This is a genomic window from Zooshikella sp. RANM57, assembly GCF_050749885.1.
GTDB lineage: Bacteria > Pseudomonadota > Gammaproteobacteria > Pseudomonadales > Zooshikellaceae > Zooshikella.
Genome location: NZ_JBOIUB010000006.1, coordinates 201948 through 214505, shown reverse-complemented (window position 1 = coordinate 214505; position 12558 = coordinate 201948). Strand labels below are relative to the sequence as shown.

The following is a 12558-nucleotide window of genomic DNA, read 5'->3' as shown; positions in this document are numbered from 1 at the left end:
TTGAACGATAAAGGAGTACAACAATGTCAAAAGGGCACTCTTTACAAGACCCTTACTTAAACCTGCTTAGAAAAGAGCGTATCCCGGTTTCTATCTATTTAGTCAACGGTATCAAGCTACAGGGCCAAGTTGAGTCATTCGACCAATTTGTCATCCTATTGAAAAATACAGTTAGTCAAATGGTATATAAACACGCGATATCAACAGTAGTGCCCAGTCGTCCAGTGCGGATGCCTATGCAGAATACTGAGCAGGGTGAAGCTACAAGCTAGTTAATTAGCAGGAGATTCGCATTGTTTTTTGAACGCCATCAAGGTGGCGAACATGCCGTATTAGTTCATCCTGAGCTGATTGACGATAAAGAACGGGAAGATCCCCGCGAGTTTGAAGAACTGGTTGGTTCTGCGGGGGCTAACCCCGTCGCCTTTATCACCTCTACAAGCCCGCAACCTCATCCCAAGTTCTTTATCGGTAAAGGCAAAGTTGAAGAAGTTCGCCAAGCTGTCAAACAACTGAAAGCTGAAATTGTTATTTTCAATCATAGTCTGTCTCCAACACAAGAACGCAACCTCGAAAGAGAGCTCGAGTGCCGTGTGGTAGATCGGACGGGATTAATACTGGATATCTTTGCTCAACGCGCCCGCACCCATGAAGGTAAGCTGCAAGTTGAACTGGCCCAGTTACAGCACTTAAGTACTCGTCTGGTGCGTGGATGGACTCACTTGGAACGCCAGAAGGGGGGGATTGGTCTTCGAGGTCCTGGGGAAACGCAGCTGGAAACAGACCGGCGCTTGCTACGTGAACGGATCAAAACAATCCAAAAACGCTTGGAAAAAGTTCGCAAGCAGCGTGATCAGAGTCGTCGTTCCAGAAAGCGTGCTGATTTACCTCTAGTTTCTCTGGTGGGTTATACCAATGCAGGGAAGTCAACGTTATTCAATACACTGACTACAGCAGAAGTGTATGCGGCTGATCAGTTATTTGCTACGTTGGACCCAACACTGCGTCGTATTGAAGTGCAGGATATCGGTTCTATCATTGTTGCAGATACGGTAGGGTTTATAAGACACTTGCCTCATAAGCTGGTACAGGCATTTCGGGCAACCCTTGAAGAAACTGTGGCAGCGGATTTGCTTATTCACGTTGTAGACTGTTATGACAGTGAGCGTGATGGCAATATTGAGCAAGTCAATGATGTTTTACTAGAGATTGGGGCTGAAAAAGTACCCAGACTATTGGTGTATAACAAGATTGACCTTCTTACAGATCGAACGCCACAGATTGACTACGATGAAGAAGGTAAGCCTTGGCGGGTATGGGTTTCTGCACTTAGCGGTGAAGGTATTGCGCTTATTAAAAAAGCTATTTCTGAGCGGCTGGGCGAAAGCGTTGTGGAAACTACACTACAATTAAAACCTTCTCAAGGACGGTTAAGGGCTGAGCTATTTCGTCTTGGTGCTGTGCTTGAAGAAAGTAGTGAAGATCATGGGGGGTGGTTGATACGTGTGCGTATGCAGCAACATGATTTGCAACGCCTGGCCAAGCGTGAAGGTGAGTTGCAGACGTTGTAGAGACGAATAACCTTGGAAAGTAAAGTTGCACCTCTGCGCTAAGGTTCCTACAATTTCAAAACAAATCATTATTAAAGCGAGTTGTGTAATAACATTTGTTTGTTACACAGCGTTTTTACTGATTATCTAATCATCACGGGTGTAACGGAGAAGTCTATGGCCTGGAATGAACCGGGTGGAAATGACAAGCATCAAGACCCTTGGGGGGGTGGTAATAAGGGTAATAATCAGGGGCCTCCTGATCTTGATGAGGTGCTTCGCAAATTTCAGCAAAAGCTGAGTGGGCTATTTGGTGGAAAAGGGGGGGGCTCTACGTCTGGACGGCGGGGGTCTGGCTCCGGTGGCATGTTCTCTCTTATTGTTATCATTGCAGCTGTTCTTTATGTGTGGAATGCGGTGTATACCGTAGACGAAAAAGAACAAGCTGTCGTGCTTCGTCTGGGAAAATATCATGACACTGTAGGTCCAGGCTTACATATGTATTTTCCTCCTTTTGAGAAAAAGTTTCAGGAGCGAGTGACGGAGTTTCGTACCTATAACTTACGCCAACAAATGTTGACAGAGGATGAAAATATCGTCGAAGTAGCGATGTCTGTACAGTACAACGTAGGCAACCTTAAAGACTTCGTGCTGCAAGTTGAGGATCCTATCAGCAGTTTGGAGCATGCGACTCAAAGTGCTCTACGACATGTGGTGGGTGGTTCTGAAATGCATGCGGTGCTTACCGAAGGACGTGAAGCGCTGGCAGATGAAGTGAAAGATCGCTTACAGTCTTATATTAATCTGTATAAAGCGGGTATTCATATTGGGCGAATCAACGTTGAGGCAGCTCAGCCCCCACGAGAAGTGCAGGCCTCATTTGATGATGTTATTCGAGCTCGTGAAGATAAAGAGCGCGTGCAGAATAAAGCGCAAGCGTATAGTAATGCCATCATTCCAGAAGCACGAGGTGAGGCTCAGCGTAAGCTAGAAGAGGCAGGAGGTTATCGTCAGGAGGTGATAGCTAAAGCTGAAGGTGAGGCTGATCGTTTCTCCAGACTTTATGCTGAATATCAAAAAGCACCAGAAGTCACTCGTGAGCGTTTATACCTGGATGCATTGCAAGAAGTGCTGGCGACAACCAATAAAGTATTGGTTGACGTAAAAGGTGGAAATAATGTGATGTACTTGCCTTTAGAAAAACTCACGGGAAGTAGTACAAGTGCTAGTTCATCAGCGTCTTCAACAGGTTTAACACAGCAAGAGATGAATAGCATCGCTAATCGTGTAGCAGATGAGCTTCGTAAGCGAACTCCCACAAGCACTAGAACAGGGAGGACTGTACGATGACACCTAAATCATTATTAGGTTTGATTCTTACTTTTATTGTTGTCCTGGTCGGTTGGGATAGCTTTTATATCGTGACGCAAATTGAGCGGGCTGTGGTGTTACGCTTTGGACAGCTTGTGGCGCCAGATGTACAACCAGGGTTGCATATCAAGGCACCCATCATTGATAAGGTCATCAAATTTGATGGTCGTTTGTTGACACTGGATGCACCACCAGAGCGCTTTCTGACTCAAGAAAAAAAGGCACTTATCGTAGACTCATACGTTAAATGGCGTATTAAGGATGTGGGTAAATTCTACCGTTCTACTGCAGGAAGCGTATTACAGGCAAACCGTTTGCTATCTCAACGTGTTGAGTCTGGGTTACGGAACCGTGTGGGAAGACTCTCTCTACAAGAGGTTGTTTCCGGTAAGCGGGATGAGTTAATGGAAGAATTGACTAAAGTGCTTAACAAGTTTACTGAGGAAAACTACGGTATTCGTGTTAATGACTTACGCGTTAAACGGATTGATCTACCTCCCCAGGTAAGTGATTCAGTTTTTGAGCGGATGGCTACAGAGCGTGAGAAAGAAGCTCAGGAATTGCGCTCACAAGGTAATGAGCAAGCGGAAATTACTCGCGCTACAGCTGATCGTGAGCGTCGTGTATTGCTAGCAGAAGCCTATAGAGAAGCTGAGAAAATTCGAGGTGAAGGTGACGCCAAAGCCGCGGCAATATATGCCAATGCATATAATCAGGATCCAGAGTTTTATGCCTTTTACCGTAGCTTGCATGCTTACAAAGAAAGCTTTAAAGAAAATAATGGCATGATGATATTGGAGCCTGATAGTGACTTTTTCAAATACCTGAAAAACTCTGAAAGACAGTCTGATAAGCCAGTCAGTAGTAATGAATAAAGGAATCTATTAAACAACTTCTGTACTCCATAAAAATCGTGTTATGATTGTTCAAACCGGGTCCATTACCCGGTTTTTTGTTGCCTGATACTTGGAGATTTTTGTTTATCAATTAGCTTGGACGCAGCATCGATGGACTTTTGGCGTGAATTACTTGTTGCTTTTTGTTTAATGTTGGTGATTGAAGGCATTATTCCCTTTTTGTACCCCCATCGGTGGCGTGAGTTAGTGGCAATGTTGGCGCAGATTGATGATAAAACATTGCGCATTATTGGCTTGGTAAGCATGTTAACGGGTACAGCATTGCTTTATGTAATTCATTAGATTTGATCAATTAGCTGATTGCGAGTAAGACCATGACTGTTGCTGATCGTTGGCTACTACCGGATGGTATTGATGAGGTGCTGCCTCCTGATGCTATGCAGGTGGAAGGGCTACGCCGCCTTCTTTTGGACTTATACCATAGCTGGGGATATGACTTAGTTATTCCACCCCATATTGAGTATTTAGACTCGCTACTCACAGAAAGTAATCATGATCTTGAGTTGCAGATGTTTAAGATAATAGATCAGCTAACGGGACGCATGATGGCTTTGCGTGCTGATACGACACCCTCTGTGGCTAGGATTGACGCTCATAAGCTAGGAAAAGAAGGGCCTGTAAGGCTATGTTATTGTGGAAGTGTTTTTCATACTAAGCCATGTTCACTGGCAGCTTCACGTAGTCCTATTCAAGTAGGTGCCGAGTTATACGGACATGCGGGGATCGCCAGTGATCTTGAAGTGATAAACCTGATGCTGGCAACATTAGCACTGGTTGGCTTAGACGACGTTTGTGTTGGAATGGGACATGCTGGAATTTGGAAAGGTATTTTAGCCAATGCAAACCTTAGTAAAACAGACCAAGAAGAGTTGCATTTGTTAATGCAGCGAAAAGCACTTCCAGAATTACATGACTTTATCCAGCAGAAGATTTCAGATGTAACGTTAGCATCTATGCTGCAGATGTTACCGACACTTTGTGGTGACATTGATGTACTTCAGCAAGCAAAGTCCAGTCTGGCACCCGCTGGAGAGCAAGTTTTAAATGCACTGACACAACTTGAAGAGATTGCTTCGGGTATTCAACAGGTTAATCCTAAGGTGACACTGTACTTTGACCTGAGTGAACAGCGAGGCTTTGATTACCATACAGGGGTTCTTTTTGCAGCCTATACTCCTGGGCAAGGGCAAGCGGTTGCTCAAGGTGGTCGTTATGATGGTGTTGGTGCTTGCTATGGTCGTTCCCGGCCTGCAACCGGTTTTAGTACAGATTTAAAGGTTTTATTAAACCTGCTGACTGCAGAAGTGATTCAAACTGAAAAAAGTATATGGGCTCCTGTAGACGTTGACCGCGTAGTAGTCGATGAGCTTCGTCAACGAGGAGAGCGTGTTATTTGTGCACTACCTGATGCACAGACGTGTCCAGAGTCGTTGGGCTGTGATCGACAGTTGGTCCATACTGATGGGCAATGGCAGGTGTTACCGCTGTAAGGCAGTACAGCAGCACAAAGTTTTGTTTATTCCTAGAAACTTTAGAGAAATTGTCATGGGTAAAAATGTTGTTGTATTGGGCACCCAATGGGGTGATGAAGGTAAAGGTAAAATTGTAGATCTTTTGACTGAAGAGGTATCTGCAGTTGCCCGTTATCAAGGTGGACATAATGCTGGTCATACGCTGGTCATCGATGGACAAAAAACGGTATTGCACCTGATTCCTTCAGGTATTTTGCGTGATGGTGTGATGTGTTACATCGGTAATGGTGTTGTGTTATCACCAGAAGCATTGCTGAAAGAGTTGAAGGAACTTGAAGATAAAGGCGTTCCGGCCCGGGATAGGTTGCGGTTAAGTCCGTCTTGTCCACTCATTCTGCCATTCCATACTGCACTGGACCAGGCGCGTGAACAGGCCCGAGGCAACAACAAGATAGGCACAACTGGTCGTGGTATTGGTCCCGCATATGAAGATAAGGTTTCTCGTCGGGGACTGCGTTTGGGTGACCTGCTCAACCATAACCGTTTTGCCGATAAACTGCAGGAAGTGATGGAGTATCATAACTTTGTTTTGCAACATTACTACAAAGCTGATGCTTTAGACTTTCGTGAGGTGTTGGATGATACCTTGGCGATGGGTGATGCCATGCAGCCAATGATTGAAGACGTTACAGCAACTTTGCATCAGTATCGTCAGCAAGGTAAAAACATTCTGTTTGAAGGTGCACAAGGTGCGCTATTGGATATTGATCATGGCACATACCCATTTGTAACCTCTTCAAATACAACTGCTGGTGGGGTTGCCACAGGCAGTGGGTTTGGTCCTTTGTATCTGGATTATGTGTTAGGTATTACCAAAGCCTATACCACCCGAGTTGGTTCTGGACCATTCCCAACTGAGTTGAGCTGTGAAACAGGTCGTCACTTAGCCACTAAGGGTAATGAATTTGGTGCGACGACAGGGCGTCCTCGTCGTTGTGGGTGGTTTGATGCTGTGGCACTTCGTTATGCAGTTGATGTCAATAGTATTTCAGGACTATGCCTGACCAAGCTGGATGTGTTAGATGGTCTGGAAACCATTAAAATTTGTACGAGTTATCAAAGTGAACAGCAACAGATAAATGGCTGTCCGTTTGATGCAGATGTTTACGCATCTGTAGCGCCAGTTTATGAAGAGTTACCTGGCTGGCAAGAGTCAACAGTAGGTGCTAAGCGGTTGGAGGACTTACCTCAAAATGCACGTAATTACATCAAACGCTTAGAGGAAGTGGTAGGTGCTCCGATTGATATTATTTCAACAGGGCCAGATCGTAATGAAACGATTATTCTGCGTAGCCCTTTTGCCTAATATTAAACAAGTACTTTACTTATTTTGAATTAGGTTACTGAAAATCGCTATGCTGCTTCTTCCCTCCAAACTGCTCAGAGTAGTTAAACTCTGAAGCATCCTGAACCAAAGGTATTTTTTAATACCTTTGGTTTGGCTACCTGCAAAATGATTGACTCTTCCTTTTATACGACACACACTTCATCTGTGAGATGGAGAGATATGTTAACCATTAGCTGTGTAATATATACATGCATAAAAGAAAGGTAGTGTTTCATTTAGGAATACATCATTAATAACCTTTATTTTTGGGTATATCAGTTAATAAATAAGTAGAAATTCATTGAAAAGAAAAGAAAATTTGAAAAGAAATTCCAAAATGTCTGGTTGGTGGAAAAACGCTGATCCTCAGGCTGCCGAAGAGGCAAAAAAATACGAAAATCCTATTCCTAGCCGACAGCTGATTATGCAGTTACTAGAAGAGCGTGGTACTCCAGCCACGTTGTCGGCACTCTGTCGTGTACTTGAAATTGATAACGACGACAGTCGTGAAGCGCTTCGCCGCCGTTTGCGTGCAATGGAGCGTGATGGACAGTTATTGTCTACGCGTAAAGGTGCTTATGGCTTACTGTCTAAGATGGATTTAGTCAAAGGGCGGGTGATTGGGCATCGTGATGGCTATGGTTTTGTAGCCCCTGATGATGGTTCTGATGATCTCTATGTCTCTGGTACAGAAATGAGACAGCTCATGGATGGCGACATAGTGGTGGTCAGAGAGGCGGGTGTTGATCGTCGTGGCCGTCGTGAAGCTGCACTTGTAGAAATTCTGGAAAGAAAAAATCAACAATTAGTGGGGCGTTTTTACAAGAAGGGAAATACCCAGTTTGTTACCCCAGAGAATAAACGTATTGATAAAGATATTCAGGTTGAGCCAGGCCCCATTCAGCCTAGTCAAGGTCAGTATGTTGTTGTCGAAATCACTCAGCAGCCTACCCGACGTCTGTTGCCGCAGGGAATTATTAAAGAGGTGCTAGGTGATCATATGGCACCAGGCATGGAAGTAGATGTGGCAACTCGGGTTCATGAGCTACCTCATGAATGGCCTGAGGCCGTTACTGATGACGTTGCAGTTTATACAACGGAAGTTGAAGAAGCCGATAAGCTCAATCGAGTTGATTTGCGAACTCTGCCGTTTGTCACAATTGATGGTGAGGATGCTAAAGACTTTGATGATGCCGTTTTCTGTGCGCCGAAAAAAGGTGGGGGTTGGCGTTTATATGTTGCTATTGCTGATGTATCCCACTATGTGAAAAAAGACTCTGCGCTGGACAGGGAGGCGCTTAATCGGGGTAATTCTGTTTACTTCCCTGGTTATGTTATTCCGATGTTGCCTGAAATATTGTCCAATGGATTGTGTTCGCTGAACCCTCATGTTGATCGTTTAGCGATGGTTTGTGAGATGACAATCAGTGCTCAAGGCCGATTGAGTGGTTATACGTTTTTTGAGGGGATAATTCATTCTCATGCCAGGTTAACGTATACCCAGGTTGGTAAGCTGTTTGAGGGCTCGACAGAAAAAAATGAGCCTGTTGATAGTGTATTGAATGAAGTTTCCCCCCATTTGCAAAATCTGTATGCAATGTACTTAGCACTGAGAGCGGCTAGGGAAACGCGTGGGGCCATTGACTTTGAAACGACTGAAACGCAAATCGTTTTTGGTGAAGGTAGAAAGATTGAGCGAATTGTTCCTGTCGTTCGCAATGATGCTCATAAAGTCATTGAAGAGTGTATGCTTTGTGCCAATGTGGCAACAGCACGCTTTTTAGAAAAGCATGAACTGCCAGCACTTTATCGAATTCATGAGGGACCAAAGTCTGATAAATTATTGAATTTGCAGCAGTTCTTGGGTGAGCTTGGGCTGACGATACCCATGTCTGATAAGCTGAAACCTGCCAGCTTCCAAAAAGTACTAGCGCAAATCGAGGGACGACCTGATGCACACTTGATTCAAACCATGCTGTTACGTTCGATGAGTCAAGCTGTTTATTCACCAAACAATGTTGGGCACTTTGGGCTGGCCTATCTTGCTTATACGCATTTCACTTCACCCATTCGTCGTTATCCTGATTTGCTGGTTCATCGTGCCATTCGTGCTGTGATTCATAGCAATTTAGCTTCTAACAGTGTGAAGTGTGTTACTCAAGGTGAACCTACACAGATTTCAAGATCTTATCCATATGAAATCGGTGATATGCAGGTTCTGGGTGAGCACTGTTCCATGACAGAGCGCAGAGCTGATGATGCGACACGGGATGCTACAGACTGGCTGAAGTGTGAGTATATGCAAGCCCACCTTGGCCAAACCTTTTCGGGGGTTGTTAGTGCAGTTACCGCTTTCGGCTTGTTTGTTGAATTGAATGATATCTATATTGAGGGATTAGTTCATATCACCGCGTTGCCGGAAGACTATTACCACTATGATGTTGTGCACCAAGTGTTAGTGGGGGAGCGTACCGGACGACGTTTTAGGTTGGGGGATACGCTTGAGGTACAGGTAGTTAAGGTCAATTTAGATGAGAAGAAAATTGACTTTGAATTAACGTCTAGTCCTATCAATAGCAAGAAAGGACAGCGTACCAGTAGCAAGCAAAAAAAGAAGCCAAGCAACAACAGAAAAAAGCGTGGAAATAAGCAAGGTGATGCATCAGTAAAGCGTTTTGAGGATAGCGCGAGTAAAAAAAAGAAAAATAAACCCAAAAAGAATAAGAATAAAGGAAAACGCAAAACTAATGTGAGCTCATCAACCTCAAACGTTGTAACAGAAACATCAAAAGCACCGCGTAAGCGTCGTGTAAAAAAAACAAAGTGACAGATTTTAAATGAGTAATACTGACATAGTTTATGGGATTCATGCGGTACTCGCACAGCTTAATCAAAGACCGGATGATGTTATTGAAATTCTTCTTCAGCAAGGGAGAGAAGGGGAACAAATCAATAAAATACGCACTTTTGCTGAAAAACAGCATATCACGTGCTCAGTGGTTTCTAGAAAAGTCCTAGATCAGCACGCAAAAACGCATCAGGGCGTTGTTATTAAAGTAAGAGCTTCCCGAGGTAAGACAGAAGAAGAGCTAGTGCATTTATTGGATACACTTGAAGAGCCTCCTTTCGTGTTAGTGCTGGATAGCGTGACAGATCCTCATAACCTGGGTGCTTGTTTACGTTCTGCTGATGCCGCAGGAGTTCATGCGGTGATTGCCCCAAAAGATAAAGCAGTGGGTCTTACTCCTGTAGCGAGGAAGGTTGCCTCTGGTGCTGCGGAAAGCGTCGCGTTTTTTTCAGTGACCAATTTAGCGCGTACATTGCGGATGCTTCAGGATCGAGGTATTTGGATTACAGGTATGGCTGGTGAGGCGACACAAGACCTGTATACAACAGATTTAACAGGACCAACAGCATTGGTTTTAGGTGCGGAAGGTAAAGGGTTGCGCAGACTGACAAGAGAGCTATGTGACCAGCTCACAAAGATACCGATGGCTGGATTGGTCAGCAGTTTGAACGTGTCTGTCGCGACAGGTATTTGTCTTTTTGAAGCTGTTCGTCAAAGGAAAGTAAAAGGCTGTTAGTGTAATGAATAACAAAGGTATTATTTTGGATGCAAAAAGCCTTGGCAGTGATATTAATCTGTCGTCTTTTCAAGAAATAATGCCTTTTCAGATATTTGGTGCGACCCGTGGTGATCAAGTTGCAACACGGATTGAGTCGTGTAGTGTGGTTTTTACGAATAAAGTTGTTATTAATGAAGCGCTCATACAGAAAAATCCTCAGCTGCGTTACATTGGTATATTAGCGACAGGTACCAACAATGTTGATTTAATTGCAGCAAAAAAACAGGGAATTACGGTTACCCATATAACCCGTTATGGCACTGATAGTGTTGCGCAGCATACATGGGGGTTGATTCTCTCCTTGGTGACACAGCAATATCGTTATCAACAAGCAGTCAAACAAGGACGGTGGTCCGTAAGTCCATTTTTTTGTTTGCTCGACTTTCCTATTATCGAGCTGGCGTCTAAAAAGCTAGTTATTGTTGGTTATGGTGAGTTAGGTAAGCGAGTCGCTAAAATTGGTGAGTCTTTTGGAATGGAAGTCTTGCTTGCTCAGGTGCCTGGTTCGCCACAACAAGATAGCAAGAGCCGATTACCTTTAGCTGAAGCCTTTGCTCAAGCCGATATTGTGTCCTTACATTGTCCGTTGACAGAGCAAACTAAACACTTAATTAATGATGAAACCTTGAGCTGGTTATATCCTCATGCTTATTTAATTAATACGGCTCGTGGCGACTTAATTGATGAGGTTGCTCTGTTACAAGCCCTAATGAGCAATCGATTAGCGGGTGCTGGTCTTGATGTACTCTCAGTTGAGCCTCCTGCTGCTGATCATCCCTTGATTGTTGCTGAGTTACCTAATCTTTTGATAACCCCCCATTGTGCCTGGGGGAGCCAGCAAGCAAGACAACGATTAGTGGATCAGGCGAAAAAGCACTTGCTAAACTTTCTTGCAAATAAGCCTTCAGGCGTTGTGTGTTAATACAATAAACTGGCTGGCGAGGTTTAGTAGTTGGGTGGTAATTCTGGAGGCGTTATAACTTGAATCTCATCTCCCTCCTCTTCATTTTGCCAGCACAGTAATGGAATACTGATGTAGTCTATATAGTTTGTATATCGTTCTGCATTGTTTTTGTGCTCTTCGATTAAGATCGCATTACGCTCTCTTTTAGCAAAAATCCTGCATTTGGAACTATCAGGTTTTGCTGTTTTTTTACTATTTATTTTTTGTGAGAAAGCTTTCAAGGGTAGCTGCTCTGATGGTGTTTTTTCTTGAACCAGTGATTGCAGCTCAAAGTCATCCAGTTCTAGTAAATCTTTGGCAAATGGTTTTAAGCTGAAAAAGCAGCAAATGACAATTAAAATATGTGTTACAGATTTGCTGTATTTTTTTCGATTAGGTATTTGGGGTTTCATCTTTAGATAAAAAATTTAGCAATTGTTCATTATTGAGATTTCAAACGATTTATCCTTTGTCTATATAGTAAGTTGTTAACTGTCTCAATTAAATATCGTGTTACACTTATACAAAGCATGATGGTTAAGTGTTAACAACATGTGTCTATAAGCGACACTTTCCTTTCAATGTTTATCCCCTTTACTTATCTCTTCGTGTTCAGCTGTGCACATAGCACAGTGTCATTGGGACGTTAATGTTGATGTTAGGGTACACTCATTTTGGCATGCTGTGAGTGGAAAGCTCGTAGTGTGTATAAGCGTCTTATTACAAGGGCAGCGACCTCTGATCTACGGTTGTTGCAAGTTGTCATAGACTTAACTAGAATGCCCGGTTCCTTACAAAGGTCATTTTTTTTGACTCCTTGCTTTACTAGCACCTACATGGGTGGTGGAAGGCTACTAAACCGAAAGGAGAGTTTATGCGTCATTACGAAATCGTATTTCTCGTTCACCCTGACCAAAGTGAACAGGTTGGTGCGATGATTGAGCGTTATACCAGCTTGGTTACTGAAGGCAATGGTAAGGTCCATCGCCTGGAAGATTGGGGCCGCCGTCAACTGGCTTACCCTATCCAGAAAGTGCATAAAGCACACTACGTGTTAATGAATGTAGAGTGCAGCAATGAGATCTTAGACGAGCTGACTAACTCATTCCGTTTCAATGATGCTGTGATTCGTAACATGGTGATTCGTCGTAACGAAGTAGTTTCTGAGCCTTCAATCATGAAGTCAGAAGAAGGTCGTAACGAGCGCCGTGAAGACTCAGCGAAAAAAGAAACATCTGATCAAGATAATGTTGAGTCAGATGACGAAAGCTTAGCTGAAGAGTAATCACTAA

Annotated in this window: 12 protein-coding genes; 11 read left to right on the top strand and 1 reads right to left on the bottom strand. The window is 43.7% G+C overall.

What is annotated here, in order from left to right:
• The first annotated feature begins 23 nt into the window (after positions 1-23).
• The 10 genes from hfq to ACQ96U_RS14355 all read left to right on the top strand — a co-directional run bounded on the left by hfq (position 24) and on the right by ACQ96U_RS14355 (position 11245).
• A complete protein-coding gene (gene hfq, locus ACQ96U_RS14400) occupies positions 24-272 on the top strand; it encodes an RNA chaperone Hfq (RefSeq protein WP_431721967.1) in 249 nt (82 codons plus the stop codon).
• A 21-nt stretch (positions 273-293) separates the two neighbouring features.
• Positions 294-1571: a ribosome rescue GTPase HflX gene (gene hflX / locus ACQ96U_RS14395; protein WP_431721966.1), complete on the top strand. Its 1278-nt coding sequence runs from the start codon at positions 294-296 to the stop codon at positions 1569-1571.
• Positions 1572-1727: 156 nt separating this feature from the next.
• Positions 1728-2900: an FtsH protease activity modulator HflK gene (hflK, locus tag ACQ96U_RS14390; RefSeq protein ID WP_431721965.1), complete on the top strand. Its 1173-nt coding sequence runs from the start codon at positions 1728-1730 to the stop codon at positions 2898-2900.
• Positions 2897-3796: a protease modulator HflC gene (hflC, locus tag ACQ96U_RS14385; RefSeq protein WP_431721964.1), complete on the top strand. Its 900-nt coding sequence runs from the start codon at positions 2897-2899 to the stop codon at positions 3794-3796. Before hflK ends, hflC begins: the two co-directional genes overlap by 4 nt.
• 132 nt (positions 3797-3928) lie before the next feature.
• Positions 3929-4120: a DUF2065 domain-containing protein gene (locus ACQ96U_RS14380; protein WP_431721963.1), complete on the top strand. Its 192-nt coding sequence runs from the start codon at positions 3929-3931 to the stop codon at positions 4118-4120.
• A 32-nt stretch (positions 4121-4152) separates the two neighbouring features.
• The gene (locus tag ACQ96U_RS14375) at positions 4153-5328 is read left to right on the top strand and encodes an ATP phosphoribosyltransferase regulatory subunit (RefSeq protein ID WP_431721962.1); all 1176 of its coding nucleotides are present in this window, start codon (positions 4153-4155) and stop codon (positions 5326-5328) included.
• Between the two features lie 55 nt (positions 5329-5383).
• On the top strand, positions 5384-6676 hold the full coding sequence (locus tag ACQ96U_RS14370) for an adenylosuccinate synthase (RefSeq protein ID WP_431721961.1): 1293 nt from the start codon (positions 5384-5386) through the stop codon (positions 6674-6676).
• Positions 6677-7034: 358 nt separating this feature from the next.
• Entirely contained in the window at positions 7035-9524 is a 2490-nt protein-coding gene (gene rnr / locus ACQ96U_RS14365) for a ribonuclease R (protein WP_431721960.1), read from the top strand.
• 10 nt (positions 9525-9534) lie between these two features.
• A complete protein-coding gene (gene rlmB / locus ACQ96U_RS14360) occupies positions 9535-10281 on the top strand; it encodes a 23S rRNA (guanosine(2251)-2'-O)-methyltransferase RlmB (RefSeq protein ID WP_431721959.1) in 747 nt (248 codons plus the stop codon).
• Positions 10282-10285: 4 nt separating this feature from the next.
• Entirely contained in the window at positions 10286-11245 is a 960-nt protein-coding gene (locus ACQ96U_RS14355; protein ID WP_431721958.1) for a D-2-hydroxyacid dehydrogenase, read from the top strand.
• Between the two features lie 23 nt (positions 11246-11268).
• On the opposite strand, the gene ACQ96U_RS14350 is transcribed toward ACQ96U_RS14355, so the two are convergent.
• Complete coding sequence (locus ACQ96U_RS14350) at positions 11269-11679, bottom strand: hypothetical protein (protein ID WP_431721957.1); 411 nt, start codon at positions 11677-11679, stop codon at positions 11269-11271.
• A 461-nt stretch (positions 11680-12140) separates the two neighbouring features.
• On the opposite strand from ACQ96U_RS14350, the gene rpsF reads away from it, so the two are divergent.
• Entirely contained in the window at positions 12141-12551 is a 411-nt protein-coding gene (rpsF, locus tag ACQ96U_RS14345) for a 30S ribosomal protein S6 (RefSeq protein WP_431721956.1), read from the top strand.
• The last annotated feature ends 7 nt before the right edge of the window (positions 12552-12558 follow it).

Excerpts from the sequence above, each read along its gene's own strand:
- hfq (WP_431721967.1), top strand. The coding sequence starts at position 24 with ATGTCAAAAGGGCACTCTTTACAAGACCCTTACTTAAACCTGCTTAGA.
- hflK (WP_431721965.1), top strand. The coding sequence starts at position 1,728 with ATGGCCTGGAATGAACCGGGTGGAAATGACAAGCATCAAGACCCTTGG.
- hflC (WP_431721964.1), top strand. The coding sequence starts at position 2,897 with ATGACACCTAAATCATTATTAGGTTTGATTCTTACTTTTATTGTTGTC.
- ACQ96U_RS14380 (WP_431721963.1), top strand. The coding sequence starts at position 3,929 with ATGGACTTTTGGCGTGAATTACTTGTTGCTTTTTGTTTAATGTTGGTG.
- ACQ96U_RS14375 (WP_431721962.1), top strand. The coding sequence starts at position 4,153 with ATGACTGTTGCTGATCGTTGGCTACTACCGGATGGTATTGATGAGGTG.
- ACQ96U_RS14370 (WP_431721961.1), top strand. The coding sequence starts at position 5,384 with ATGGGTAAAAATGTTGTTGTATTGGGCACCCAATGGGGTGATGAAGGT.
- rnr (WP_431721960.1), top strand. The coding sequence starts at position 7,035 with ATGTCTGGTTGGTGGAAAAACGCTGATCCTCAGGCTGCCGAAGAGGCA.
- rlmB (WP_431721959.1), top strand. The coding sequence starts at position 9,535 with ATGAGTAATACTGACATAGTTTATGGGATTCATGCGGTACTCGCACAG.
- ACQ96U_RS14355 (WP_431721958.1), top strand. The coding sequence starts at position 10,286 with ATGAATAACAAAGGTATTATTTTGGATGCAAAAAGCCTTGGCAGTGAT.
- ACQ96U_RS14350 (WP_431721957.1), bottom strand. The coding sequence starts at position 11,679 with ATGAAACCCCAAATACCTAATCGAAAAAAATACAGCAAATCTGTAACA.
- rpsF (WP_431721956.1), top strand. The coding sequence starts at position 12,141 with ATGCGTCATTACGAAATCGTATTTCTCGTTCACCCTGACCAAAGTGAA.